The following is a 26,201-nucleotide window of genomic DNA, read 5'->3' as shown; positions in this document are numbered from 1 at the left end:
AACCGGTCGGCGACCTCGGCGCACGCACCAAGAGCCACCCGGGGAGGCGGCCCGGCTCAGCGGTCCGGGGACGCCCTGCCGATGTCGGCGAGAGGCGAACCGGGTTCCTCCGTGGCGGCCAGATCGCCCAGGCTGACGATGCCGACCGGGCTCCCGTCGCCCTCGACGACGGGAAGCCTGCGCACGGCGTAGCGGCGCATCAGCTCGGCCGCGTGATCGGTGGTGTCGTCGGGCGCCAGGGTCACCACGGGAGGACGGGTGCACACCGAACCCACGCGCGTGGTGCGCGGATCGCGGTCCTCGGCGACGGCGCGGACCACGATGTCCCGGTCGGTGAGCATCCCGAACAGATCGCGGTCGTAGCTCACCAGCACGCCGCCGACGTCCTGGTCGCGCATCAGATGGGCCGCCTTCGCCACGGAGGTCATCGGTTCGACGGCGACCGCGTCGAGGGACATCACGTCACGAACCATCCTGCTCATGGAAACCTCCCGGAATCCTTGTCACGGTGTCGTCCGGCCCCCTCACCCGTCCGCCCGGGGGCCGGACGCCGCTTCCCAGCCGCTCCAGCGGTGGACGGCGACCGCGATCACCGGTCCGTCCGGCGGGCAGTCCCGGTACTGGGGGTACTTGCGCGTCAACAGCGCGAGGGCACTGCGGTACTCGTCGCGGTCCCGGTCCCCGGGGGCGTCGGGCGGGACGGTGCGGGCACCGCCGTCGGCCCGTACCCACCACAGCCGGTCCCAGTCCTCGTCGTACACGTCCACCAGCAGGCACACGGCCGGATGGGCGGCGATGTTGAGCAGCCGTTTCAGCCGCCGGGAGCTCTTCGGCTTCCGGTCGACGGCCATCACGACGGCGTCGCCGTGGACTGCGAACACAACGGGTACGAGATGGGGGCGCCCCTGCGGATCGACGGTGGCCAGCCGCGCGACCGGGGACCCGGCGAACCGCCGCCGTGCCTCGTCCTCTGCCATCCGCGGCACTGCCGGCCCTCCTCCCGGGTCGATGACGTCGGCGCCGTGTCCGCTCCCGTCCGGTGTCCTTCCCGGCGCTTGCGGGTACCCGGTATCGACCCCTTTACACGGTCTCACCCACTGCCGGAAGCGGGCACCCGGAGCAGCGGGCGGCGGCCACGGCCGCCGGTCCCCCGCGCCGGCGGCACCTGCGGATGCCCGGCCGCCGCGCTCAGGGCCGCCAGTGGGCCAGATCGTGCAGCGCCGCCGCCGTGCTGGTGAACCCGTCGGCGCCGAGCAGGGTGCGCAGTTCCGCGTTGAAACGGTCGATCTCCGGCCGGGCAGCCCGCAGTGCTCCGCTCCCCGCCTCGGTCAACTCCAGAACCACCGCGCGGTGTTCACGCGGGTGCGCGCCCTTGGAGAGCAGTCCGGCCGCGGCGAGCCGTCCGACGAGCCCGGTCACCGCCGACTCGCGCAACCCGAGGACCCGGGCGAGTTCCTGCTGAGTGAGGCCGGGCCGGTCGTGGACGGCGAACAGGGCGCCGAGCTGGGCGGTCGTGATCCCGGCGGCGGTCAGCAGCCGCCGGTCCGCGGTGGTGCGCAGCTGATGCGCCACCCGCTGCAGGAGGAAGAACAGACGGTCGTCCGGCTCGGCCATGGCCCGATGTTGACAGACGCCGGCGACGGGCGCCATTCTCACTTCACTGGCGAAGTGAGGTATGCGTGACCGACGTCCTGGACTTGGCACTGGCTCGGAAGGTGCTGCGGGCGCAGCCCTTCAGTGTGTTGGTCGGCGCCCGGCTGGTGGCCTTCGGCGGCGGTGAGGCGACGCTGGAGATGGACATCCGCGAGGAACTGCGCCAGCAGTACGGCTTCGTCCACGGCGGGGTCCTCGGCTTCGCGGCCGACAACGCGCTGACCTTCGCGGCAGGGAGCGTGGCCGGCGGCAGGGTGATCACTTCGGGCTTCACCATCGACTATCTGCGTCCGGCCACGGGCGCGGTCCTGCGCGCCCGCGCACAGGTCGTCCGGGCCGGCCGCACCCGCGTCGTGTGCCGGTGCGATCTGTTCGGCGTGGACGAAGCGGGCGTGGAGACGCTGTGCGCGGTCGCCCAGGGCACGATCGCGGTGTCGGGACCCGCGGACCGGACCGACGCCGGGCAGGGCTGATCACGAAACGGCGTATCGGCCCCGCGGACACGGCGGCTCGGCCGTGGCGGGACCGGACGCCCATGCCGCCGGGGCGAAGGCCGGTTCGCCCCTCAGCGACAGGCGCCCTGGCGGTCGCGCGGAAGCACCGTCACCCGACGGAAGTTGCACGCCTCGGGCGCGCCGCCGGACGGCGGACGCGTCTGATGCGCCTGGAGCGCCACGCTGACCAGGCTCAACAGCAGGTCCACGTCGGCGTTGCAGTCGAGGTGCACGGTCACCCATCGCGATCCGGGAACCATGCGGATGGCGGTCGATCCGGCGAGGTCGCCGGAGATGCGCTGGATGGCCCTGGTGGTGAGATGGAGGTCCGCCTCGTGGTCGGTGTGGAAGTGGACGATCTCGCTGTGCGGCGAGCGGAGCGCCCGCCCGACGCCGCAACTCGCCGGACCTGTCGACAGGTCGGGCCAGGCGTCGAGTCTGTGGAGGGCACGCTGGGCCGGAGTCATGCCCCCATCGTCGTCCCCTTACTGCCTCGACACCAGAGGTTGAGAGTTCTGTAACCGGTACGTGAGGTTGACGGCGATCGACCGGACGGGTCACCCGGCCGACCGTGCACGGTCGCACCAGCCGGGCTCATACGGTCAGCCGGTACGGCAGCATGCAGACCACTACGTCGGTGCGGGCCCGCAGCACGGTGGCGAGCAGCAGGCCACGCTGGTTCTGGAGGATCTCGTAGCGGCGGTGACGGGGCTCCACCTCGGGGATCAGCACGGCGATCTGCCGTCCGTCCCGGGACACGCGCTGCACGTACTCGACGATCGGCATCACCAGGGAGCGGTGCGGGCTGTCGATGACGTCCAGCCGTACGCCCGGATTCCAGCGGTCCCATGCCTCCTGAAGCGCGCGGGTCTTCTCCGGGTCCGCGTGGACGGCCACCGCGACCACCTCGTCGCCGAGGGCGAGGGCGGCGCTGACGGCGTGCCGGGCGAGCTTGCTGACCTCGCCCAGCGGAACGATCACCAGACTTCCGGTCCACCTGTCCGGGGGATCCGGGATGCGGCCGAGTCCCAGCTCCTCCCCCACTTCCGCGTAGTAGCGCTCCACACGGGCGAACAGCAGCATCATCAGCGGGACCGCGATGACGACCACCCAGGCGCCCTCCAGGAACTTCGTACCGAGGAGGATGACTCCGGCCAGCGTGGTCAGCACGGCGCCGGTGCCGTTGATCAGTGCCCGGTGCAGCCACCGGGCGGGGCGCTGCGTCGTCCAGTGCCGTACCAGACCGATCTGGCTGAGCGTGAAGCCGATGAAGACGCCGATCGCGAAGAGCGGGATCAGCCGGTGCGTGTCGGCGTCGACGGCGATGAGCAGCACGGCGGCCAGCAGGGCCAGGGCCACCACGCCGTAGCGGTAGACCGGCCGTTCGGCCCGGAGCCCGAACAGATGGGGCAGGCGGTGGTCGCGGGCGAGCAGGCTCATCAGCACGGGCAGTCCGCCGAAACTGGTGTTCGCCGCGAGGAGCAGGACCAGGGTGACGATCAGATTGGTGGCGTAGTAGGCCCAGCCGGTGCCGTAGGCGCCCGCGGCGAGCTGGGCGAGCACGGTCACGTTCCCGCGCGGGGCGACATGGTCGCGGCGGATGAGCAGGGCGAGTCCGATGAGCATGATCCCGAGCAGTGCGCCCAGCATGAGTTCGGTGCGCTGGGCCCGTTTGACCCGCGGGGTGCGGAAGGTCGGTACGGCGTTGGCGATGGCCTCCACGCCCGTCAGGGCCGAACAGCCGGACGAGAACGCCTTCAGGATGAGCAGCAGGCCCAGCGACTCGTGCGCCGGGAAGGACTGATGGGTGCCGACGACGGCCACCGGATGGGAGCGGACCAGACCGAGGACGACGATGCCCAGGACGGCCACGACGAACAGCACGGTGGGCAGCATGAGCACCCGGGCGCTGTCGGTGACTCCGCGCAGATTCACCGCGGTGAGAAGTGCGAGTCCGATGAGGCAGATGGCGAGCTTTTCGTCGGCGAGCGCCGGGAACGCGGACGCGAAGGCGTCGGCCCCCGCCGCGAGGCTGACGGCGACGGTGAGCACGTAGTCGACGACCAGACTCGCCGCCGCGAGCAGGCTGGTGGTCCGTCCGAGGTCCTTCTTGGCGACGGCGTAGGCCCCTCCGCCGTCCGGGTGTACCGCGATGACCTGGCCGTAGGACACCACGAGTGCCGCGAGCAGGAACGTGATCGCAAGGGTGATGGGCAGCGTGGCGGTCAGCGCCCCGGTCCCGGCCACGACCAGAGCCAGCACGATCGCCTCGGGTCCGTACGCCACCGAGCTGAGCGCGTCCAGGGAGAGTGCGGCCAGACCCTCCAGGCTTGTCAGATGGTGCTTCTCGCCCTCACCCGGACGCAGGGGGACTCTCGGTCTCAGCTCACGACGTGCCAGGCCATACGCCATCGGGACCTCACCACGGCCGGTCGGACGGTCCCCCACAGTCTCCTCTGCGGTGTCCTGGGGCGCGTCCCGGCGATACGGCCGGGCGGGCCAGTGGTGAGGAGCACCGGCCCGCCCGGGGTTCATGGAAACTAGAGGAGCCCCTCCGCCAGCGGCCCGAGCGAGAGGGCCGGCAGGAAGTTGAGCAGCGCCAGGATGAGGGCGGCGCCGGTGGCCAGGGCGATGAAGTTGACACCACGGGCCTGGAGGGTGCCGACGGTGACCACGCCGGGCTGCTGACGGGCCAGCCGCCCGGCGAGGGCGAGCAGGAACACCATCGGCACATAGCGCCCGATCAGCATGGCCGCGCTCATCAGCAGATTGTGGAAGTCGGTGGCGCCGTTGAAGCCCGCCATGGCACTTCCGTTGCTGTTGACGTTGGAGGTGTAGGCGTACACCAGCTCGGTCAGGCCGTGCGGTCCCGGGTTGCCCATGGACGACTGCCCCTGCCCCAGCGCGACGGCGAGGGCCGAGCAGCCCAGGATGGCCGTCGGCGCGACCAGCGCGTACAGGACGACGTAACGCATCTCCGGGAACCCGATCCGCTTGCGCAGGTACTCGGGCGTCCGGCCGACCATCAGGCCGCCGATGAACACGGCGATCATCACCGCGATGATCAGGCCGTACAGTCCGCTGCCGGTGCCGCCGGGGGCGATCTCGCCGAGCATCATCGCCGACAGCAGCACCCCTCCGCCGAAGCTGGAGAAGCTGTCGTAGGCGGCGTTGGCCGCGCCGTCCGCCGAACCGGTGGCCGCCACACCGAAGAGCGTGGACCCCGGGATGCCGACACGGGTCTCGGTCCCCTCGTACTGCCCGCCGACCGCCGCGGTCACGGTGCCGGAGTGGGCGCTCTGTGCAAGGCTGCCGGCCGCGAGCAGCAGGCCGAAGAGGATGCCGACGACCGCGAGCAGCGTCCAGCTCTGCCGCAGCGAACCGATCATCCGTCCGTAGGTGCGGATGAAGGCGGTCGGGATCAGCAGCATCAGCACGATCTCGAGGGCGTTGGTGTACGCCGACGGGTTCTCGAAGGGATGCGCGCTGCTGGCGTTGAAGACACCGCCGCCGTCGCCGGACATCAGCTTGATCGGCTCCCAGGAGCCAACGGGACCGCCGAGCAGGGTCTGCTGTCCGCCCGCGACCGTGGTGACGGTGTGCGCGCCGCCCAGGTTCTGCGGGACGCCCAGGGCGATCAGGACGATCCCGAAGACGATCGACAGAGGCAGGATGACCCGGAAGATCGTACGGATCAGATCGACCCAGAAGTTGCCCAGTTGGGTGGTGTCCCGGCGCATCAGGCCCCGGACGAGGGCCAGCGCGGCACAGATGCCGACGGCCGCCGAGGCGAAGGCCTGGACGCCGAGGCCCGCCATCACCGCGAGGTGACCGGTGGTGGACTCGCCCGCGTAGTTCTGCCAACTGGTGTTGGTGGTGAAGCTCACCGCGGTGTGCAGCGCGAGCCGCCAGGGCATGCCCTGGTGTCCGGTGGACCAGGGCAGCTCGCCCTGGAGGGTGAACAGGGAGAAGAGCGCCGCGATGCTCATCAGGCTGAAGGCGAGCAGCGCGAACAGGTAGTGACGCCAGTCCTGTTCACGGTCCGGGTCGACGCCGCACACCTTGTACAGGCCGCGTTCGACGCGCCCGTGCGGACCGCCGTCCAGGGCTTTCGCCATGTAGTCGCCGAGCGGTACGTGCAGTGCGACGACGACCGCGAGGATGAGGCCGGCCTGGAGCCAGGCGTACATATCAGACGCCCTTCACGGGGTGCGTGCGGTCGAGGGCCGCGTTCAACTGGACGACGTTCACTGCCGGTGCGCCGAGGACTCCGAGTCCCCGGCCGCTGGTGTACCGGTCGATCAGCTTGCGCAGGGCGGCCTCGCCCATACCGCGCTCACGGGCGACGCGCGGCGCCTGGAGCTCGGCGTAGGCGGGGCTGATCTGGGGGTCGAGTCCGCTGGCACTCGCGGTGACCGCGTCGGCCGGTACCTCGGGGTGGGCGGGCGCGGCACCGCGGACCGGGGTGACCACGGCCTTGCCGTAGTCCTCCCCCGGGGTGGCGCACACGACCGTCACGCCCTCGTACGTGGTGACGAACGGCGCGGCGGGGCATGCCTGGTTGACGCTGACCACGCGGGTGGCCCTGCCGGTGGTGCCGCCGGCGCGGAAGACGCCGAGCACGGCGCCGGCACCGTCGGCCGTGCAGTACGGGCGGGAGCCGTCCACGTGCTCCAGCTCGCCGACCGCCTTGCTGCGGGCGCAGACCTGGGTGAGCAGGCTCTGCTTGCCGGAGTCCGGCTGTCCCTTCACCGGCAGGACGTCGACGGTCGACTCGGGGCCGAGGTTGCCGGCCGCCGAGGCCGACGCGTCGTACCCGGTGCCCGCGTTGGAGGGCCGCGGCTGGAAGTAGGAGGGGATCGGGTCGCCCTGCGTGTCGAGGAAGGACTGGCCGATCAGCTCGCTGCCGGCCCGCCTGCCGTCGGCGCCGGTGAGGACGGAGCCCTGCGCGCTCCGGTCCAGCCCCGGGATCCGGGCGATGGCGGTCATGCCCAGCGGGTAGGCGAGGCCCACGAGCAGGGTGAGCACGATGACCACCCGGATCGCCGCCACGTGGTGGCCGACCCAGGCGGGCATCCTGGAGAGAAAGGTCATGGTCAGATCCCGGGGATGAACTGGACGACGGCGACGTCGATGAACTTGATCGCGAGGAAGGGCAGGATCAGCCCGCCCATGCCGTAGATCCAGAGGTTGCGGGTGAGCAGGGAGTCCGCGCTGCTGGGCCGGTAGCGCACGCCGCGCAGGGCCAGCGGGATCAGCGCGACGATGATCACCGCGTTGAAGACGACCGCGGACAGGATCGCCGACGTCGGCGAGTGGAGCCGCATGACGTTGATCGCGCCGAGCGCCGGGTAGACCCCGCCGAACATGGCCGGGAGGATCGCGAAGTACTTGGCGATGTCGTTGGCGATCGAGAAAGCGGTCAACGCGCCCCGGGTGATGAGGAGTTGCTTGCCGATCTCCACGATGTCGATGATCTTCGTGGGGTCGGAGTCGAGGTCGACCATGTTGCCGGCCTCCTTGGCGGCCGACGTGCCCGTGTTCATCGCCACGCCGACGTCCGCCTGCGCGAGCGCGGGCGCGTCGTTGGTGCCGTCACCGGTCATCGCGACCAGGTGGCCGCCCGCCTGCTCCTTCTTGATGAGCGCGAGCTTGTCCTCGGGCGTGGCCTCGGCGAGGAAGTCGTCGACGCCCGCCTCGTCCGCGATGGCCTTTGCGGTGACCGGGTTGTCGCCGGTGACCATGACGGTGCGGATGCCCATCCGGCGCAGTTCGGCGAAGCGTTCCCTGAGGCCGGGCTTCACCACGTCCTTGAGGTGGACGACACCGAGCACCCGGGCCGGGCCGTCCCCGGACTGCTCTGCGACGGCGAGCGGGGTGCCGCCGGAGGCGGACACCTGCCGCACGCACACGTCCAGAGCCGCGGGTACGGCGCCGCCGTTGTCCTTCACCCACGCCGCGACCGCCGACGCCGCGCCCTTGCGCAGCCGTCGCGGTCCCCCGTCGGCCCGGGAGGTGTCCCCGGTCAGGTCCACTCCGGACATCCGGGTGCCGGCGCTGAAGGGCACCCATGCGGCGTCCACGGGCGCGGAGGGTTCCAGGCCGAACGTGTCGCGCACGTACACGACGATCGAGCGGCCCTCGGGCGTCTCGTCGGCGAGGCTGGACAGCGCCGCGGCGTCCGCGAGCCGACGACCCGTCACGGAGTCGACGGTGAGCAGGTCGCTCGCACGCCGGTTGCCGAAGGTGATGGTGCCGGTCTTGTCGAGCAGCAGGGTGTTGACGTCGCCTGCGGCCTCCACCGCGCGGCCCGACATGGCGAGCACGTTGCGCTGCACCAGCCGGTCCATGCCGGCGATGCCGATCGCGGACAGCAGACCGCCGATCGTCGTCGGGATCAGGCAGACGAGCAGCGAGACCAGCACGATCCCGGTGACGCCGTCGGCGGTGATCGCCTGGCTGTCGTGCGCGGCGGCCATGAAATCCTTGGAGAAGACGGCCATCGGCTGGAGCGTGAGGACCGCCACCAGGAAGACGAACGTCATCATGACCAGCAGCAGATTGAGCGCGAGCTCGTTCGGCGTCTTCTGCCGGTCGGCGCCCTCGACCAGGGAGATCATCCGGTCCAGGAAGGACCCGCCCGGCTCCTGGGTGACGCGGACGACGATCCGGTCCGACAGCACGCGCGTACCACCGGTGACGGCCGAGCGGTCACCGCCCGCCTCGCGGATCACCGGCGCGGACTCGCCGGTGATGGCCGACTCGTCGACGCTGGCGACACCCTCGATGACATCACCGTCGCCGGGGATCAGTTCCCCGGCCTCGACCACCACCAGGTCGCCGGGCTGCAACTCCCCGGCGCCGACGCTCTCCTCGAGGTACGAGCCCTCGGGGGCGCCGTGCTGCCCGCCCACCACGCGCCGGGCGACGGTCTGACGGCGCATCCCGCGCAGGGTGTCGGCCTGGGCGCGCCCTCGGCTCTCGGCGACCGCCTCGGCGAGGTTCGCGAACAGGACGGTCAGCCACAGCCAGGCGGCGATCAGCCATCCGAACAACGACGTGTGCACGATGGCGAGACCCGTCGTCAGGGCCGCGCCGACCTCCGTGACGAACATGACGGGATTGCGGGCCAGCGCCACCGGGTTGAGCTTGCGAAGAGCGGCCGGCAGGGCCGACCACAGCTGTTGCGGGTCGAGAAGACCGGCGCCGACCCTGCGCGACTGCCCCGGGGCGCTCACCGGCACGCTCTGCTTCGGCTTCTCCCTCACGGGCGCGGGGGCGGCCATCAGAAGCGCTCCGGCTTGATCAGGGCCACCACCAGGTAGGCCAGCAGGGCGATCGCGACGATCAGCCCCACGACGTTCTCGGCCGTCACAAGGACCTCACTCTTAGTTCGGACAGGGTTGGGAACACCTCCGGGCGAGGGCCGGGCCGTCGACTCGCCCGGAGGTGGATCGGACGGGGACGGGGCGACTAGAGCCCGACGTCCCGGCTGCGGATGTCGTCCAGGGACTCCCGGCGCACCAGGAGTCGGGCGTGGCCGTCGCGGACCGCGACCACCGGAGGCCGGCCGACCATGTTGTAACCGGAGGCCATCGACAGGTGGTACGCGCCCGCGACCGGCACGGCCAGCAGGTCCCCGGGATGGACGTCGTCGGGGAGCTGCACGTCCGTGGCGATGACGTCGCCCGCCTCGCAGTGGCGGCCCACCACGGTCACCGGCGCCGTCGGCGCGGTGCTCTGGCGGCCGATCAGCCGCAGCGCGTAGCGCACGCCGTAGAGCGCGGGCCGGGGGTTGTCGCTCATGCCGCCGTCGACCGCCACGAACGTGTGGTCGCCGGTGCGCTTGACCGACAGGACGTGGTACAGCGCGATCCCCGACGGGCCCGCGATGGCGCGGCCCGGCTCGATGATCAGGCGCGGCACCGGAAGCCCGGCGGCGGCGCACGCCTCGCTCAGCTCCGCACGGACCTTACGGGCCAGCGCGGTGAGGTCCAGGGCCTGTTCACCGGGACGGTAGGCGACGCCGTGACCGCCGCCCAGGTTGAGTTCGGGCAGGACCAGCCCGTGCTGCTCGTGCAGCCGGGCCATCAGCCCCACCATGCGGCGCACCGCGAGCAGATACGGCTTGACGCTGGTGATCTGCGAGCCCAGGTGGCAGTGCAGACCGGTCAGTTCGAGCTGCGGCTGGTCGAGAATGCGGCCGATGGCGTGCTGCGCGTAGCCGTCGGCGATGGACAGACCGAACTTCTGGTCCGCCGTACCGGTACGGATCTTCTCGTGACCGCCGGCGCTGATGCCGGGCACCACCCGGACCATCACCTTCTGGCGTCCCCCGGGTCCGACGGCGGCGGCCAGCCGCGCGATCTCCGACGGGCTGTCGATCACGATGCGACCCACACCGAGGCGCAGCGCGGTCTCCAGATCGCGCGGGGACTTGGCGTTCCCGTGCAGCACGATCCGCTCGGCCGGGAACCCGGTCGTGACCGCGAGCTCCAGCTCGCCGCCCGAGCAGACATCCAGGCCGAGGCCTTCCTCGTCCATCCAGTGGACCATGGCCCGGCACAGGAACGCCTTGGCCGCGTAGAGGACTTCGGCCTCCGGGAAGGCGTGCCGATAGGTGCGGCAGCGCTCACGCACCTCGGCCTCGTCCATGACATAGACCGGGGTCCCGAAGCGCTCGGCGACCTCGGTCAGCGGGACGCCGCCCACCGCGAGATCGCCGCGGTGGTGTTCGGCGGTCGAGGCCGGCCAGACCGACAGCTCTTCGGAAGTGGTGACCGCGGGTTCGCGGACGGTGGTCATGATGCCTTCCCCTCTCAACCGATCCAGAGCGCCAGCGCCGAGACGAGCGCGGCGGCACCGGTCACCCGCAGCACACCGACGGCCTGCGGATCCCAGCTGCTCGTGCGTGAACTCCTCACAGGGGGCTTCTCCGGCACCCGGGGCAGCTCCGCGGCCCGGGTCGGCGTGGGGGCCGGTGCGGAGAACTGGGGGTCCACCGTGACGGTGGTGACGCCCAGCGGTGCGGTGAGCGCGCGCAGTGCGGGCTCGGCCAGCCGGATCCACTGCTGGTCGGAGCCGAGCGTCGCGATCAGGCGTTCCTCGGAGGTGAAGCCGACGGCCGTACGGTCGCCGAGGGGGGTGCGGAAGATGCGGGCCGCACACCCGACCGGACCCGACCGAACCGGGACGAACAAAGGTCCGGCCGGGAACCGTTCACAAGGTTCCGGGTCTTCACCGCTCAGGATGTCTGTCATGGGATGCCTCCTGGAGGATCCGGGTGCTTCATCAGATAGGGGGGTGGCCCCGACAGCGGGGAGGCGTACCGGGGCTCGCACATGACGCTATGCCCCACCACCCGGGGGTTCGGATGCTTCATGACGCGATGCTGACGGCGATCGGGGCGACGCTGACGGGATGCTGACACGAGGGCACGACGGCCTTCGGACAGCTCATCAAGGGAGCGCCAAGAAAACGGTCCCCGGGCTGTTCGCGGCCCTCGGACCAGGGGTGAGATGGAGGGGCCCGCACAAGGGCAGCCCACGGGACAGGCCCGCGGGCGCGTACGAGGAACGGTGAAGTCATGCCCGGTACCGGCGCCGCCCCCACAGCCCCTGCTCGCGTCCTGGTGGGTGTGAGCGGTTCCCTGGGCAGTCTCACCGCCCTGCGCCGGGCCGCCGACGAGGCCTGCCGGCGGGAGGCCGAACTGTGGCCGGTGCTGGCCTGGGAGCCGCCCGGGGGCGACCTCGCCTCCCGTCACGGCCCCGGCACGACCACGATGATCGAGACCTGGCAGAACCTGGCCCGGCAGCGGATGCTCACCGCCCTCGCCGATGTCTTCGGCCAGGGCGGACCGGGCGTGGTGACGCGTGCCCTCGTCGCGCGGGGCACCCCGGGCCTCGCCCTGGTCGAGATAGCCGATCGCGCCGGCGACGTACTGGTCGTCGGAGCCGGACGGCGCAGCCTCTGGCACCGCGCCTGCTCCCGGTCCGTGAGCCGCTACTGCCTGGCCCACGCCACCTGCCCGGTCTTCGCGGTGCCTCCGTCGCCCCTGGAGGCGGAACTCACCGCGGCCCACCGCCGCAACGTCCTGGGACTCGGCCTGGACACGGGCTGCCTGGACCAGGAGGTGTTCCGGGTCACGCAGGAGCGGTCGGACTCCTGAGCGCCCGGCCGCCCCCGGCCCGGCCGCCGTCGTCGCCGCCCCCGGCGACCCCGGCGTGGGGACTGCCTCACCACAGAGCGGCAGCACACGTGCCCGAGCACCGACCGCCGGTGAAACCCCGTCCCCAGGAACCGGGAGGGGCACCCCCGACCGGGCTCACTCGTGGCGGACGATCCGCCGACACGTCAGAGGAGCGCCAAGATGCGCTCCCGAGGTGCCCGCGGATCCCGGACCAGGAGTGAGATGGGAGGGGCGGACTCCGTACCGTGTGAGGAGACGACAGGAGCCATGAAGCATTCGGCCTCCACCCCACCGCCCCGGCACCCTCGGGTGGTTGTCGGCGTGAGCGGCTCACCGGGCAGCATCACCGCCCTGCGCAGGGCGGTCGACGAGGCGCGACGCACCGGCGCCGAACTGTGGGCGGTGGCTGCCTGGAACGTACCGGGCGGTGACATCACGGCGCAGGACAACCCCGCCCCGCCCCTCCTGGTCGAACAGCGGGAGCAGCGCGCCTTCCTGGAACTCTTCGACGTCGTCGACCGGCTCTTCGGCGACGACGGCCCGGGGGTACCCGTCCATCTGGTGGCCGGCCGCGGGCCGGCCGGCCGGGTCCTGGTACAGGTCGCCGATCGCGACAGCGATGTGCTCGTCGTCGGCGCCGGACGCCGCGGCCGTCTGCGCCGCGCCCTGGGCCGCCCGGTGAGCCGCTACTGCCTCGCCCACGCCGGCTGTCCCGTCCTCGCCGTGCCGCCCCCCGAACTCGAGGCCGCACTCGCCACGGCGCGGCGCCATCGATTCCGGCGGCAGCGACTGGACGTCGGACGGCTCGAGCAGGACGACGCAGCCGGCGCCGAGAGGAGCCCGTAGGCGGCGTGCGGGTCCGCGGCCGGCCGCCCGTTGCGCGGAAGGCCGGCCGCGGAGAGCGCATTCGCGGCCGCAGCCCCGTGGGGCGAAGCCGCCCCACGGGCCTACGTCATGGCGATCGTGGAGGGCACGGGCCGCACCGCACGTTCCTCGGCCACCCGCAGGCTGACCACCATGGTCAGGCCGCCGCCCGGAGTGTCCTCCGCGTTGAGGGTGCCGCCGACCGCGTCCGTGAAGCCGCGGGCCACCGCGAGGCCGAGACCCACTCCGGCACCGCGCGGGGCGTCCCCGTAGCGCTGGAAGGGTTCGAAGATGCGGTCCTTCCCCTCGTCCGGCACTCCGGGCCCCCGATCGACGACACGCAGCTCGACGCGGTTGCCGAGAGCACTCGCGGACACCAGTACCGGCTCGTCCTGCGGGCTGTACTTGACCGCGTTCTCGACGAGGTTGGCGACGACTCGCTCCAGCAGGCCCTTGTCCACCAGGACCATCGGCAGCGTCTCCGGGATGTCGAGCTCGACGCTGTTCTCCGGCACCCCGCCGAGCGCCATGGGCACCACCTCGTCGAGGTCGATCTCCCGGATGATCGGGGCGACCGTGCCGGTCTGCAGACGCGACATGTCGAGGAGATTGCCGACCACATGGTCCAAGCGGTCCGCGCCCTCCTCGATCGCCTCGAGAAGCTCCGCCCGATCCTGCTCCGACCACTCGACGTCGTCCGAACGGAGCGAGGAGACCGACGCCTTGATACCCGCCAGCGGGGTACGCAGATCATGGCTGACGGCGGCCAGCAGCGCGGTGCGGATACGGTTGCCCTCGGCCAGGGTCCGGGCCTGGTCGGCCTCCTCCTGCAGCCGCCGCCGGTCCAGCACGACCGCGGCCTGCGCGGCGAAGGCGGCCAGCACCCGGCGGTCCTCGGCCGGCAGCACACGGCCCGTCAGGGCGAGGGCCATGTGGTCCCCGACCGGCATGTCGACATCCGCGTCCTCCGGGCATTGCGAAGGCCGCGGCCCGACGCTTCCCGCACAGGTCCACGGCGCCACGTCGCTCTCCCGCTCCAGCAGCGCCACCGACTCCATGCCGAAAGTCTCGCGCACCCGCTCCAGCAGGGCCTCCAGACTGGTCTCGCCGCGCAGAACGCTGCCCGCGAGGAACGAGAGGATCTCCGACTCGGCGCGCAGGCGGGCCGCTTGATGGGTGCGCCGGGCAGCCAGGTCCACCACCGAGGCCACCGACACCGCGACACCGACGAAGATCACGATCGCGACGATGTTCTTGGGATCGGCGATGGTCAGCGTGTGCACCGGCGGGGTGAAGAACCAGTTCAGCAGCAGCGATCCCGCCACCGCTGAGGCGAGCGAGGGCACAAGCCCGCCGAGCAGGGCCGCCGCCACCGTCAGCGCCAGGAACAGCAACATGTCGTTGGCGAGGCCGACTTCGGGCGAGAGACCGGTCAGGAGGAACGTGAGCAGCGCGGGGCCGAGCACACCGACGAGCCAGCCCCAGATGATCCGCACACGGCCCAGCCGCGCCGTACGGGGCACCGGCAGCCCGCGCCCCTTGCCCGCCTCGGCATGGGTGATCAGGTGGACATCGAGGTCGGGCCCCGACTCCCGGGCGACCGTCGCACCGACGCCGGGCCCGAAGACGTACTGCCAGGGCTTGCGGCGGGAGACGCCCAGCACGATCTGCGTGGCGTTGACACCGCGTGCGAAGTCCAGCAGCGACGCCGGGATGTCGTCCCCGACGACATGGTGGAAGGTCCCGCCCAGATCCTCGACCAGGGTGCGCTGGACGGCGAGTTCCTTGGGCGAGCCGGAGGTCAGGCCGTCGCTGCGGGAGATGTAGACGGCCAGCACCTCACCGCCGGCGCCCTTCTCCGCGAGGCGCGCGGCCCGGCGGATCAGGGTGCGCCCCTCGGGGCCACCGGTCAGACCGACCACGATCCGCTCGCGCGAACCCCAGATCTTCGACACGCGGTGCTCGCTGCGGTACGCGGTCAGGTACTCGTCGGCCCGGTCCGCCACCCACAGCAGGGCCAACTCCCGCAGAGCGGTCAGGTTTCCGGGCCGGAAGTAGTTGGACAGGGCCGCGTCGACCTTGTCCGACTTGTAGATATTGCCGTGCGCCATCCGTCTGCGCAGCGCCTGGGGCGACATGTCCACCAGCTCGATCTGGTCGGCGCGGCGCACCACCTCGTCCGGCACCGTCTCCTGCTGCCGGATCCCGGTGATCGACTCGACGACGTCACCGAGGGACTCCAGGTGCTGGATGTTGACGGTCGAGACGACGTCGATCCCCGCGGCCAGCAACTCCTCGACGTCCTGCCAGCGCTTGGCGTTGCGGGAACCGGGGATGTTCGTATGGGGCAGCTCGTCGACCAGGGCGACCTGGGGCCGGCGCGCCAGGACAGCGTCGATGTCCATCTCGGTGAAGATGCTGCCCCGGTACTCGAGTTCCTTGCGCGGTATCTCCTCGAGCCCACGCAGCATCACCTCGGTACGCGGCCGGTTGTGGTGTTCGACGAAGGCGACCACGCAGTCGGTGCCACGCTCGACGCGCCGGTGCGCCTCGGACAGCATCGCGTAGGTCTTGCCGACACCCGGTGCCGCACCGAGGTAGATCCGAAGCTTGCCGCGAGCCATGTTCATCCCTCGAATCGGTAACCCATGCCGGGTTCGGTGATCAGATAGCGGGGGTGTGAGGGGTCGGCCTCCAGTTTGCGGCGCAACTGGGCCATATAGACCCGCAGGTAGTTCGTCTTGTTGCTCTGGGACACCCCCCACACCTCCTGGAGCAGGTACTTCTGCGTCACGAGCCGGCCGGGGTTGGTGACCAGGATCTCCAGCAGGTGCCATTCGGTCGGTGTCAGCCGCACGTCGCGACCGTGTCTGATGACTCTCTTGGCGAGGAGGTCGATGGCGAACTCGCCCGTCTCCACCCGCGTCGTCTCCGGCGCCAGCGGCACGTCCTCGGTGCGGCGTACCGCGGCCCGCAGCCGGGCCATGAGTTCGTCCATGCTGAACGGCTTGGTGACGTAGTCGTCGGCGCCGGCGTCCAGGGCGGCGACCTTCTCGTCGGACGCCTGACGCGCCGACAGCACCATGACCGGCACACGGGTCCAGCCCCGCAGGGCCTTCAGGACGTCCACTCCGTCCATGTCGGGCAGGCCGAGGTCCAGTATCACCACGTCCGGCTGGCGCGAGGCCGCCAGGCGCAGGGCCGTGGCACCGTCGGGTGCCGCGTCCACCCCGTAGCGGCGGGCCTGCAGGTTGATCACGAGGGCCCGTACGAGTTGGGGGTCGTCCTCCACCACCAGCACCCTGGTCATGGGTGTGCGCCTTTCGTGTCGTGCGTGGGCCGTGGGCGCCGGGGGCGGCGCAACCGGCCTCATGGCGACGGGAGTCGGCGGGGCCGGATGCCTCCCGGACCGCCGACTCCCGCTCGGGTCGCGTGGTGCCTCAGCTCTTGGTCACAAGTCCCTTGAGCGCGATGTTGAGCTCGAGGACGTTGACCCGCGGCTCACCGATGAAGCCGAGGGTACGGCTCGTGGTGTGGTCCTTGACGAGCTTCTCCACCTGGGCGACGGGCAGGCCGTTCCTGTCGGCGATCCGGTGGACCTGGATCTCCGCGTACTGCGGGGAGATGTCCGGGTCCAGGCCGGAGCCGGAGGACGTCACCGCGTCGGCGGGGACGTCGGACGGCTCGACGGTGTAGCCGGCCACCGAGTTGTCCTTGACGACCGCGGCCTTGGCGTCCTTGACCCACTTGATCAGGTCGGCGTTGTCACCGGAACGGTTGGTGGCGCCGGACAGGATCAGCTTGTACTGGGTGTTGACGCTGTTGGAGCCGAGGCCGTTCTGGGGACGGCCCTGGAACCACTTGAGGTCGGGATCGGGGGTCTCCTGGCCCTTCTTCAGCGGCAGGTTGTAGGCCTGGCCGATCAGGGAGGAGCCGACGACCTTGCCGTCCGCCTTGATCTCGGAGCCGTTCGCCTTGTTGCTGAACAGCCCCTGGGCGATGCCGGTGACGACCAGCGGGTAGATGACGCCGGTCACCAGGGTCAGCACGAGGAGGGCGCGCAGGCCCGCCCCGAGCAACCGGGCGGTGTTCGAAACGGAGTTGTTCATGGCGATCAGCCGATCCCGGGGATGAGGGAGATGATCATGTCGATGACCTTGATACCGATGAAGGGGGCGATGAGGCCGCCGAGGCCGTAGATCCCGAGGTTGCGGCGGAGCAGCTTGTCCGCGCTCACCGGCCGGTACTGCACACCCTTCAGGGACAGCGGCACCAGCGCCACGATGATGAGCGCGTTGAAGATGACCGCGGACAGGATCGCGGAGTCCGGCGAGGCCAGGTGCATGATGTTCAGCTTGTCCAGGCCGGGGTAGACCGCCGCGAACAGTGCCGGGATGATCGCGAAGTACTTCGCGACGTCGTTGGCGATGGAGAAGGTCGTCAGTGCGCCACGGGTGATCAGCAGCTGCTTGCCGATCTCCACGATCTCGATGAGCTTGGTCGGGTTGGAGTCGAGGTCGACCATGTTGCCGGCCTCCTTGGCGGCCGACGTGCCCGTGTTCATCGCCACGCCGACGTCCGCCTGCGCCAGGGCCGGGGCGTCGTTGGTGCCGTCACCGGTCATCGCGACGAGCTTGCCGCCCGCCTGTTCCCGCTTGATCAGCGCCATCTTGTCCTCGGGAGTGGCCTCCGCGAGGAAGTCGTCGACACCCGCCTCCTGGGCGATCGCCTTGGCCGTCAGCGGGTTGTCACCCGTGATCATGACGGTCTTGATGCCCATGCGGCGCAGCTCGTCGAACCGCTCGCGCATGCCCTCCTTGACGACGTCCTTGAGGTGGATGACACCGAGGACACGGGCGCCCTGCCCGTCCTTGACGGCGACGAGCAGCGGGGTGCCGCCCGCCTCGGAGATGCGGTCGGCGATCGCGTCGGCGTCCTCGGCGACCGTGCCGCCCTGCTCCTGCACCCAGGCGATGACCGAACCGGACGCACCCTTGCGGATCTTCCTGCCGTCGACGTCCACACCCGACATACGGGTCTGGGCGGTGAAGGCGATCCACTCGGCGTGCGCCAGCTCGCCCTGGTGGCGCTCGCGCAGACCGTACTTCTCCTTCGCCAGGACGACGATGGAGCGGCCCTCGGGGGTCTCGTCGGCCAGCGAGGAGAGCTGGGCGGCGTCCGCGACCTCGGCCTCGGTGGTGCCCTTGACGGGCAGGAACTCGGCCGCCTGGCGGTTGCCGAGGGTGATGGTGCCGGTCTTGTCGAGCAGCAGCGTGGAGACGTCGCCGGCGGCCTCGACCGCACGGCCCGACATGGCGAGGACGTTGCGCTGGACCAGGCGGTCCATGCCCGCGATACCGATCGCCGACAGCAGTGCGCCGATGGTGGTCGGGATCAGACAGACCAGCAGGGCCACCAGCACGACCATCGTCAGATGCGTGCCCGCGTAGTCCGCGAACGGCGGCAGCGTGGCACAGGCCAGCAGGAAGACGATCGTCAGCGACGCCAGGAGGATGTTCAGCGCGATCTCGTTGGGCGTCTTCTGCCGGGCCGCGCCCTCCACGAGGCTGATCATCCGGTCGATGAAGGTCTCGCCGGGCTTCGTCGTGATCTTGATGACGATGCGGTCGGAGAGCACCCTCGTACCGCCGGTCACCGCGGAGCGGTCGCCGCCGGACTCGCGGATGACGGGCGCCGACTCACCGGTGATCGCCGATTCGTCGACGGACGCGACACCCTCGATGACGTCGCCGTCACCGGGGATGATGTCGCCGGCCTCGCAGACGACCAGGTCGCCGATCCTCAGGTCGGTACCGGGAACCCGCTCCTCGGACTTGCCGTCGTGCAGCAGCCGGCGCGCGACGGTGTCGGTCTTGGCCTTGCGCAGGGTGTCGGCCTGCGCCTTGCCGCGGCCCTCGGCGACGGCCTCGGCGAGGTTGGCGAAGATGACGGTCAGCCAGAGCCAGGCGCTGATCGCCCAGCCGAACCAGTCGCTCGGGTCCTTGAAGGAGAACACCGTGGTCAGGATGGAGCCGACCCACACCACGAACATCACGGGGGACTTGATCATCACCCGTGGGTCGAGCTTGCGGCAGGCGTCCGGCAGTGACTTGATCAGCTGTTTCGGGTCGAAGAGGCCCGCGCCGACACGGCCCTCTGCGGTCTTGTGCCCGGTGGGTACGTCGCTGTGCGGCGCCCGGGTCGGAGTGGCTGTGGACACTGTGTCCTCTTGCTTCTCTGTGCGAGTGGTCATGACGCCAGCCCCTCGGCCAGCGGGCCCAGCGCCAGGGCCGGGAAGTACGTCAGACCGGTGATGATGAGGATCGCGCCCACCAGCAGACCGGTGAACAGCGGCTTCTCGGTGCGCAGGGTGCCCGCGGTGGCCGGGACCGGCTTCTGCTCGGCGAGCGAGCCGGCCAGCGCCAGGACGAACACCATCGGCAGGAAACGGCCGAACAGCATCGCGAGGCCGAGGGTGGTGTTGAACCACTGGGTGTCCGCGTTCAGGCCGGCGAAGGCCGAGCCGTTGTTGTTGGCGGCGGACGTGTAGGCGTAGAGGATCTCGGAGAATCCGTGCGCCCCGCTGTTGGTCATCGAGTTGCCGGGCGTCGGCAGGGCCATCGCGAACGCGGTGAACACCAGGACCAGCGCCGGGGTGATCAGGATGTATATGGCCGCGAGCTTGATCTCGCGCGAGCCGATCTTCTTGCCCAGGTACTCGGGCGTACGGCCGACCATCAGACCGGCGATGAACACCGCGATGATCGCGAGGATCAGGATGCCGTACAGACCGGAGCCCGTACCACCGGGGGCGATCTCGCCCAGCATCATGCCGAGCATGGTGATGCCGCCGCCGAGGCCGGTGAACGAGGAGTGGAAGGAGTCCACTGCACCGGTCGAGGTGAGGGTGGTCGCCACGGCGAAGATCGACGAACCGCCGACGCCGAAGCGGACCTCCTTGCCCTCCATGGCGCCGCCGGCGATCTGGAAGGCCGGGCCGTGGTGGGCGAACTCGGTCCACATCATCAGGGCCGTGAAGCCGAGCCAGATGGTGCCCATGGTCGCGAGGATCGCGTAGCCCTGCTTGACCGAGCCGACCATCACGCCGAAGGTGCGGGTCAGGGCGAGCGGGATCAGCAGGATCAGGAAGATCTCGAGCAGGTTCGAGAACGGAGACGGGTTCTCGAAGGGGTGGGCGCTGTTGGCGTTGAAGTAGCCGCCGCCGTTGGTGCCCAGCTCCTTGATGGCCTCCTGCGAGGCGACCGCGCCGCCGTTCCACTGCTGCGATCCGCCCATGAACTGGCCGACCTCGTGGATGCCGGAGAAGTTCTGGATGGCGCCCAGGGCGACCAGGACGATCGCCGCGACCGCGGCGAGCGGCACCAGGATGCGGATCGTGCCGCGCACCAGGTCGGCCCAGAAGTTTCCGAGGTCACCGGTGCGCGAGCGCGCGAAGCCGCGCACCAGCGCCACGGCGACGGCGATGCCGACGGCCGCGGAGACGAAGTTCTGTACGGCCAGACCGGCGGTCTGCACGACGTGGCCCATGGCCTGCTCGCCGTAGTACGACTGCCAGTTGGTGTTGGTCACGAAGGACACGGCCGTGTTGAACGCCTGGTCCGGGTCGATGGCCTGGAAGCCGAGCGAGCCGGGCAGGACGCCCTGGAGCCGCTGCAGCAGGTAGAGGAAGAGGATGCCGGCCGCGGAGAAGGCGAGGACACCGCGCAGGTACGCGGGCCAGCGCATCTCGGTGTCGGGGTTGGCACCGATGCCCTTGTAGATCCACTTCTCGACACGCCAGTGCTTGTCGGAGGTGTAGACCTTGGCCATGTAGTTGCCGAGGGGGATGTAGCAGAGCGCCAGAGCGGCGATCAGGGCGAGCAGTTGGAGCACGCCTGCAAGTACGGGACCCATGTCGTGTCTCAGAACCTCTCCGGGAAGATCAGGGCGAGGACGAGATAGCCCAGCAGGGCGACGGCCACGACCAGGCCGACGGTGTTCTCGACGGTCACAGCTTCGTCACCCCCTTGGCGACGAAGATCACCAGCGCGAAGCACGCGATCGTGGTGACGACGAAGGCCAGATCGGCCATCGTGAGCTCCTGGAATGAGGTTCGGTTGGAACAAGGACGGTTAAGAGAAACAGCCTTCCTGTCCGGATTCGACGCTCGTTGACGGCTCCCTTACGGCGCTCTGCGCCCCTTTGACGGGACTCTTACGGCCCCCTGGGGGGCCTGCGGGGAGGCATGGCCGTCGGGTCCGGATTTTCGTCAGAACAGCCGGAAGCGCAGTCTGCAGATCACGTAGGCGGCGATGGGGCGGCCGAGGGAGCGGCGCTCCTCGCTGAGCCGGACGTGCGGCACACCGGGGTCCCATGCGGCCCACTCACGCTCCAGGGCGTGCGTCCGGGCGCGGTCCTCGGGGTGACGCCCGGGGAGGCGGCGGCGAGCAGGGCCGGCAGTCCCGCGACGGCGTGACGGGAAGGATGAACCCCGAGGCCGTGCGCCCGGCGGCGGGCCGTACGAGGACGATCGCCTCGGGGTCGTACGCCACCGTCGCCGGCGCGTCCGAGGAGAGCGCGGCCCGTCGTGACCGACCGCCCCTTGCGCGTTCTTCGCGCCGAACCGGCCGACCTTGACAGCGCCCTGACGCACCTGTGACGTGGCCGACCGGCGCGCGCCGCTGCGGCCGCGTCAAGAACGGCCGGTGCCTCGTCAGAGTCGTATCAAGGTGCCTTGTCCGGGCTCGTCCGGTCCATATCGTCAGCGGTATGGGACGCCGCAACGACGCGCGAGACGACACGGTGGGCGCGCACGCGCAGAAGGCCGGCCACGCGGTGTACGACCGGCGCTGGGCCGGGGACCTGCACAGCTCGATCCGCTGCGCGGCCCTGCTCTTCGGCATGCTGCTCCTGATCGACTGGGGTTCCGGCCACCAGACCTGGTGGCGGGCCGCGCTGTGGCTCGCGCTGTCGGTACTGCTCTTCCTGGTGCTCCACCCACGGCGGGTGTCGGCGGGCGAGGGCTGGCTGGCCTCACGCGGACTGCTCGGCACCCAGCGGGTCCGCACCGACATGCTGGTGTCGCTGCGCAGCCTCGAGGGCGTCTCCCAGCGGCTCGTGCTGCGGGACGCGTTCGGCAAGCGGGTCGAGCTCGATCCCCAGGTGCTGGTGAACAACCCCGATCTCTGGTACCGCGTCCACGAGGACGTGCGGAAGTCCGCCGATCTCGGCTCCCTGCTGTGCGGGGCCACCGCGCTGCGCCGCATCCAGGAGCGGATCGAACGCGAGACCGCCCACACGGTGTTCAAGATGTCCGGGATGGAATGACGGCTCCGCAGCCCCGCCGGACCCGGTCCCCCGGCGAGGGTGTGCCGGCACGACGGCTGCGTCCGCCGCCTCCGTGGCAGGCGCCCTCCACTCGTCCTTCCGGAACGCCTCGTACTCGGAGCGGCACCCCGGCTCGGGGTGGCCGGCGATGTCCACGGCGCCCCGAGCGGTGGGGTCAGCCTTCGCGCTCCGGCCCCGGCGTGTCGAGTACCGCCCCTGTCTCGCCGGCCAGGGTCACCGCGACCAGACGGGCCAGGAGCGGGGGTACGGGCCCGGCGCCCGGGGTGAGCATGAAGCGCCCCTGACAGCGGCCGTTGCCGTAGACGCGCAGTTCGATCTCTCCCTCGGGCCGGCTGTCCGCATCGAGGGCACGGCGGCGCCCGCCGACCGTCAGAGTCCCGTCCTGTCGCAGCCGCGGCGGCTGCCCCGGCAGTGTGCCGAACTCGAAACGACAGTCACGCAGACCCAGCACTTCCGTCAGTTCGCCGCGGACGTGGCCGACCACGACGTCCGCGGATCCGGCGGACCGGGCAAGGACGGCCGTGGCATGGATGCGGGCGAGGTATTCGGCGTCGGTGTCCGTGATCGCGCCAGACGGCGGGCCCGGACCGCGAGACGGGACACGATCAGTCCGACGACCAGCAGGAGGAGCGCCGTCCCGAGGTCGGAGGAGTCGGTGATGCCGAAGGTCCAGTACGGCCGGGTGAGGACGTAGTCGAACCAGGCCGCGGCCGACAGCGCGGCGAGTAGGCCCGCCGCGCGGCTGCCGATCGAGGCGATCGCCACGACCACCACGACGAAGACCAGGGCGGAATCGGTGTGCGAGAGGTCCGTGCGGAACGGCAGGAGGGCCAGTGCCACCACGAACGGGGCCATGAGGCCCGCGACGACCGCCGGGCCCTCGCGCAGGGACCAGGCGCCGATCGGACCCCTGAGGCCCGCCGCGTGGTGCAGTCTCCGGATACCGGTCTCGGTGCTCATGACGCACCTCCTACGCTGTGCGCACTCCGCGGACACACATGCCCGGCCGCCTCGGCGACGGGCAGCGACAGCACCATGGTCAGGCCGCCGCCGGGCGTGTCCTCGGGGGTGAGGGTTCCGTTCATCGCTTCGGCCAGTCCCTTGGAGAGGGCGAGACCAAGGCCCAGGCCCGTGGTGTTGTCGGTGTCGCCGAGCCGCTGGAACGGCTCGAAGAGCCGGTCACGGCCGGTCGGCGGAAGACCGGGGCCGCGGTCCACGACACGTACCTCGACCCGGCCGGCCAGCGCGCTGGCGGTCACCAGCACCTTGGAGGCGGACGGTGTGTGGCGGACGGCGTTGCCGACCAGGTTGGCGATCACCCGTTCGAGCAGAGGCGGATCCACCAGCACCACCGGGATGTCCTCCAGGTTCCCCGCCTCGGCCTCCGGGAAGTCCGCCAGCGCCGTCGGAAGCACCTCCTCCAGCGCGGTGGCCCGCAGTTTCAGCGTGAGGACCCCCGCCTCCAGGCGGCTGAGGTCGAGAAGGTTCTCCACCAGCCGGTTGAGCTTCGCCATGGACTCGTCCGCGGTCGCCAGCAACTCCTCGCGGTCCTCGACCGAGAACTGCACATCGCGACTGCGCAGCGAGGTGACGGCGGCCCATCCGGCCGCGAGCGGGGTGCGCAGATCGTGTCCGACGGCCCGCAGCAGCGCCGTACGCATCCGGTCGGCGGCCTTGACCGGTTCGACCTCGGCCGCGGCCTCGGCGAGCCTGGCCCGCTCGACCGCGGATCCCACGTGCGCGGCGAACGCGGCGAGCACGCGCCGCTCGGACGACGACAGGGTGCGGCCGCGCAGCGCCAGGAAGGCGCCGGGGCCCGCGGGCACGGCGGTGACGCCCTCGACATCCGGTGGTTCGTCCACCAGTTCGGCCGACTCCATGCCGAAGGTCTCCCGGGTCCGCTCCAGCAGGGCGGGAATCGTCTGGCCCCCGCGCACGATGCTGCCCGCCAGTGAGGACATGGTCTCCGCCTCGGCGGCGGCGCGCGCCGAGCGCCGGGACAGGCGCAGGGAGCGGTCGACCGCGGCCGCCACGATGGCGGCGACCACCGCGAAGACCGCGAGGGCGAGCAGCGCGTTCGGATCGTTCAGGGTGAACTGCCCTATGGGCGGGATGAACCAGTAGTTGAGCAGCAGGGACGCCGTCACGGAGGCGACGACCGCCGAGGCGACCCCGCCGATGCACGCCACACCCACCACGGCGAGCAGGAAGAGCAGGGCCTCGCTGGTGAGGTTCAGCGTGCCGCGCACCTGGGCGAGGACGGCGGTGAGCAGCACCGGCAGCACCAGACCCGCCACGGGTCCCGCGATCATCCGGGCCGTCGACAGCGTGCGGCGCCGCGAGGGCAGTAGCGTGCCTCGTCCCGCGCGTTCGTGCGTGACCATGTGGACGTCGATGTCACCGGAGAGAGCCGTCACTCTTTCTCCGGTTCCCGGGCCCGTGAGGAACTGCTCCAGGCGACCCCGGCGGCTCGTGCCGAGAACCAGCTGGGTGGCGTTCTCGGCACGGGCGAAGTCCACCAGCGTGGTGGTGACGTCATTGCCGACGATCGAGTGGTAGCTGCCACCGAGGTCCTCGACCAGCCGGCGCTGCCGGGCGAGGGAGGCGTGCGACACACCCGCGGCGAGCCCGTCGCTGCGGGCCACGTGCACGGCGAGCAGATCACCTCCGGCGGACCGGGCGGCGATCCGGGCGGCCCGGCGGATCAGGGTGTCGCCCTCGGGGCCACCGGTCAGCGCGACGACCACGCGTTCGCGGGTCTCCCACACCCGGCCTATGGCGTGTTCGGCCCGGTAGGTGTGAAGCGCCTCGTCGACCCGGTCGGCCACCCACAGCAGCGCCAGCTGACGCAGCGCGGTCAGGTTCCCGGTCCGGAAGTAGTTGGCGAGGGCGGCGTCGATCTTCTCGGGTGCGTAGATGTTGCCGTGCGCCATGCGGCGGCGCAGCCCCTCGGGGGGCATGTCGACCAGTTCGATCTGATCGGCGCGCCGCACCACCTCGTCGGGCACCGTCTCGTGCTGCGGCACCCCGGTGATCTTCTCGACGACGTCCTTGAGGGACTCCAGATGCTGGATGTTGACGGCGGTGATCACGTCGATCCCGGCCGCGAGCAGCCGTTCGATGTCCTGCCAGCGTTTGGCGTTGCGCCCGCCGCCGGGCACGTTCGTGTGAGCCAGTTCGTCGACGAGGGCCATATCGGGACGGCGTGCCAGCACCGCGTCCAGATCCATCTCGGGGAACACCCCCTCGCGGTACTCGCACCGTGCGCGGGGCACGATCTCCAGGCCCTCCAGCATCTTCTCGGTCTGCTGACGACCGTGGCACTCCGCGAACCCGACCACCACGTCCACGCCCCGGACGGCCCGACGCCGCCCTTCGTCGAGCATCCGGAAGGTCTTGCCGACTCCCGGGGCGGCGCCGAGGTACACCTTGAGTCGTCCGGGCCGTACGTCGTTCATCGCAGCCGAGGCGCTCCGCTCACTGGCTCAACTCCCACGGGGGGACAGGTCATTTCTCGTACTCACTGCTCCCACGGAAGCCCTTCCCGGGCTCGTCCGCGCGGCCGTTAGCGGATCCTTGGCGTCGCTCACGTGGACCTTGACACTGCCTTGACGCCCCCTGGACCGATAGGGTGAACGCGGTGTGCCGGGAAG

General features: G+C 70.9%; 24 protein-coding genes. 4 read left to right on the top strand and 20 right to left on the bottom strand.

The annotated features are described in order from the left end of the window. Nucleotides 1-56: 56 nt before the first annotated feature. From ACSHXN_RS35135 to ACSHXN_RS35125, 3 genes are all read right to left on the bottom strand, one after another. Nucleotides 57-482 (bottom strand): CBS domain-containing protein, encoded by a 426-nt coding sequence (locus ACSHXN_RS35135; RefSeq protein ID WP_355130518.1) that lies wholly within the window; start codon nucleotides 480-482, stop codon nucleotides 57-59. Between the two features lie 42 nt (nucleotides 483-524). After that, a complete protein-coding gene (locus tag ACSHXN_RS35130) occupies nucleotides 525-986 on the bottom strand; it encodes a TIGR03668 family PPOX class F420-dependent oxidoreductase (protein WP_355130520.1) in 462 nt (153 codons plus the stop codon). Nucleotides 987-1,188: 202 nt separating this feature from the next. Further along, nucleotides 1,189-1,614: a MarR family winged helix-turn-helix transcriptional regulator gene (locus tag ACSHXN_RS35125; protein ID WP_438304997.1), complete on the bottom strand. Its 426-nt coding sequence runs from the start codon at nucleotides 1,612-1,614 to the stop codon at nucleotides 1,189-1,191. Between the two features lie 65 nt (nucleotides 1,615-1,679). Here ACSHXN_RS35125 and ACSHXN_RS35120 point away from each other — a divergent pair, with 65 nt between their 5' ends. Continuing rightward, nucleotides 1,680-2,126: a PaaI family thioesterase gene (locus tag ACSHXN_RS35120; protein WP_438304995.1), complete on the top strand. Its 447-nt coding sequence runs from the start codon at nucleotides 1,680-1,682 to the stop codon at nucleotides 2,124-2,126. 92 nt (nucleotides 2,127-2,218) lie between these two features. Here the strand turns inward: ACSHXN_RS35120 and ACSHXN_RS35115 are convergent, their stop codons facing one another. The 8 genes from ACSHXN_RS35115 to ACSHXN_RS35080 form a co-directional block, all read right to left on the bottom strand. Next, complete coding sequence (locus tag ACSHXN_RS35115) at nucleotides 2,219-2,614, bottom strand: luciferase domain-containing protein (RefSeq protein ID WP_355130526.1); 396 nt, start codon at nucleotides 2,612-2,614, stop codon at nucleotides 2,219-2,221. A 127-nt stretch (nucleotides 2,615-2,741) separates the two neighbouring features. Then, the gene (locus ACSHXN_RS35110; RefSeq protein WP_355130528.1) at nucleotides 2,742-4,559 is read right to left on the bottom strand and encodes an APC family permease; all 1,818 of its coding nucleotides are present in this window, start codon (nucleotides 4,557-4,559) and stop codon (nucleotides 2,742-2,744) included. Between the two features lie 128 nt (nucleotides 4,560-4,687). Continuing rightward, entirely contained in the window at nucleotides 4,688-6,337 is a 1,650-nt protein-coding gene (kdpA, locus tag ACSHXN_RS35105; RefSeq protein ID WP_355130530.1) for a potassium-transporting ATPase subunit KdpA, read from the bottom strand. 1 nt (nucleotide 6,338) lies between these two features. Continuing rightward, complete coding sequence (locus ACSHXN_RS35100; RefSeq protein ID WP_355130532.1) at nucleotides 6,339-7,241, bottom strand: potassium-transporting ATPase subunit C; 903 nt, start codon at nucleotides 7,239-7,241, stop codon at nucleotides 6,339-6,341. A 2-nt stretch (nucleotides 7,242-7,243) separates the two neighbouring features. Next, nucleotides 7,244-9,433: a potassium-transporting ATPase subunit KdpB gene (kdpB, locus tag ACSHXN_RS35095; RefSeq protein ID WP_356108991.1), complete on the bottom strand. Its 2,190-nt coding sequence runs from the start codon at nucleotides 9,431-9,433 to the stop codon at nucleotides 7,244-7,246. Next, on the bottom strand, nucleotides 9,433-9,522 hold the full coding sequence (kdpF, locus tag ACSHXN_RS35090; RefSeq protein WP_063797361.1) for a K(+)-transporting ATPase subunit F: 90 nt from the start codon (nucleotides 9,520-9,522) through the stop codon (nucleotides 9,433-9,435). The genes kdpB (ACSHXN_RS35095) and kdpF (ACSHXN_RS35090) overlap by 1 nt, the downstream gene beginning before the upstream one ends. A gap of 98 nt (nucleotides 9,523-9,620) precedes the next feature. Then, on the bottom strand, nucleotides 9,621-10,952 hold the full coding sequence (gene lysA / locus ACSHXN_RS35085; RefSeq protein WP_355130537.1) for a diaminopimelate decarboxylase: 1,332 nt from the start codon (nucleotides 10,950-10,952) through the stop codon (nucleotides 9,621-9,623). 14 nt (nucleotides 10,953-10,966) lie between these two features. Continuing rightward, on the bottom strand, nucleotides 10,967-11,407 hold the full coding sequence (locus tag ACSHXN_RS35080) for an SAV_915 family protein (protein WP_355130539.1): 441 nt from the start codon (nucleotides 11,405-11,407) through the stop codon (nucleotides 10,967-10,969). A 326-nt stretch (nucleotides 11,408-11,733) separates the two neighbouring features. On the opposite strand from ACSHXN_RS35080, the gene ACSHXN_RS35075 reads away from it, so the two are divergent. Continuing rightward, on the top strand, nucleotides 11,734-12,315 hold the full coding sequence (locus tag ACSHXN_RS35075) for a universal stress protein (RefSeq protein WP_355130541.1): 582 nt from the start codon (nucleotides 11,734-11,736) through the stop codon (nucleotides 12,313-12,315). A 342-nt stretch (nucleotides 12,316-12,657) separates the two neighbouring features. Beyond that, nucleotides 12,658-13,182: a universal stress protein gene (locus ACSHXN_RS35070; RefSeq protein ID WP_403845168.1), complete on the top strand. Its 525-nt coding sequence runs from the start codon at nucleotides 12,658-12,660 to the stop codon at nucleotides 13,180-13,182. A 101-nt stretch (nucleotides 13,183-13,283) separates the two neighbouring features. On the opposite strand, the gene ACSHXN_RS35065 is transcribed toward ACSHXN_RS35070, so the two are convergent. The 6 genes from ACSHXN_RS35065 to kdpF (ACSHXN_RS35040) form a co-directional block, all read right to left on the bottom strand. Beyond that, on the bottom strand, nucleotides 13,284-15,824 hold the full coding sequence (locus tag ACSHXN_RS35065; protein ID WP_438304989.1) for a DUF4118 domain-containing protein: 2,541 nt from the start codon (nucleotides 15,822-15,824) through the stop codon (nucleotides 13,284-13,286). Between the two features lie 2 nt (nucleotides 15,825-15,826). Further along, nucleotides 15,827-16,510 carry a response regulator gene (locus ACSHXN_RS35060; protein WP_438304986.1) on the bottom strand — a complete coding sequence of 228 codons (684 nt, stop codon included), beginning with the start codon at nucleotides 16,508-16,510 and terminating at the stop codon, nucleotides 15,827-15,829. 130 nt (nucleotides 16,511-16,640) lie between these two features. Beyond that, complete coding sequence (locus tag ACSHXN_RS35055; RefSeq protein WP_356292318.1) at nucleotides 16,641-17,309, bottom strand: potassium-transporting ATPase subunit C; 669 nt, start codon at nucleotides 17,307-17,309, stop codon at nucleotides 16,641-16,643. 5 nt (nucleotides 17,310-17,314) lie between these two features. Then, nucleotides 17,315-19,453 (bottom strand): potassium-transporting ATPase subunit KdpB, encoded by a 2,139-nt coding sequence (kdpB, locus tag ACSHXN_RS35050; protein ID WP_356292319.1) that lies wholly within the window; start codon nucleotides 19,451-19,453, stop codon nucleotides 17,315-17,317. After that, nucleotides 19,450-21,114 carry a potassium-transporting ATPase subunit KdpA gene (kdpA, locus tag ACSHXN_RS35045; protein WP_438304984.1) on the bottom strand — a complete coding sequence of 555 codons (1,665 nt, stop codon included), beginning with the start codon at nucleotides 21,112-21,114 and terminating at the stop codon, nucleotides 19,450-19,452. The genes kdpB (ACSHXN_RS35050) and kdpA (ACSHXN_RS35045) overlap by 4 nt, the downstream gene beginning before the upstream one ends. Before the next feature lie 8 nt (nucleotides 21,115-21,122). Beyond that, the gene (gene kdpF / locus ACSHXN_RS35040; RefSeq protein WP_355130555.1) at nucleotides 21,123-21,212 is read right to left on the bottom strand and encodes a K(+)-transporting ATPase subunit F; all 90 of its coding nucleotides are present in this window, start codon (nucleotides 21,210-21,212) and stop codon (nucleotides 21,123-21,125) included. 757 nt (nucleotides 21,213-21,969) lie between these two features. On the opposite strand from kdpF (ACSHXN_RS35040), the gene ACSHXN_RS35035 reads away from it, so the two are divergent. Further along, on the top strand, nucleotides 21,970-22,527 hold the full coding sequence (locus ACSHXN_RS35035) for a hypothetical protein (protein ID WP_438304980.1): 558 nt from the start codon (nucleotides 21,970-21,972) through the stop codon (nucleotides 22,525-22,527). Nucleotides 22,528-22,702: 175 nt separating this feature from the next. Here the strand turns inward: ACSHXN_RS35035 and ACSHXN_RS35030 are convergent, their stop codons facing one another. Genes ACSHXN_RS35030 through ACSHXN_RS35020 form a run of 3 tightly spaced genes read right to left on the bottom strand, consistent with a single transcriptional unit; the run spans nucleotide 22,703 to nucleotide 26,006 of the window. Next, the gene (locus ACSHXN_RS35030) at nucleotides 22,703-22,999 is read right to left on the bottom strand and encodes a hypothetical protein (RefSeq protein WP_438304978.1); all 297 of its coding nucleotides are present in this window, start codon (nucleotides 22,997-22,999) and stop codon (nucleotides 22,703-22,705) included. A 5-nt stretch (nucleotides 23,000-23,004) separates the two neighbouring features. Further along, the gene (locus tag ACSHXN_RS35025; RefSeq protein WP_438304976.1) at nucleotides 23,005-23,508 is read right to left on the bottom strand and encodes a DUF4118 domain-containing protein; all 504 of its coding nucleotides are present in this window, start codon (nucleotides 23,506-23,508) and stop codon (nucleotides 23,005-23,007) included. Beyond that, a complete protein-coding gene (locus tag ACSHXN_RS35020; protein WP_438304974.1) occupies nucleotides 23,505-26,006 on the bottom strand; it encodes an ATP-binding protein in 2,502 nt (833 codons plus the stop codon). Before ACSHXN_RS35020 ends, ACSHXN_RS35025 begins: the two co-directional genes overlap by 4 nt. Between the last annotated feature and the right edge of the window lie 195 nt (nucleotides 26,007-26,201).

It is taken from the genome of Streptomyces sp. HUAS TT11 (genome assembly GCF_051553595.1).
Taxonomy (GTDB): Bacteria; Actinomycetota; Actinomycetes; order Streptomycetales; family Streptomycetaceae; genus Streptomyces.
The sequence above is the reverse complement of the archived record's forward strand: the minus strand, read 5'-3'. Positions and strand labels throughout refer to the sequence as shown.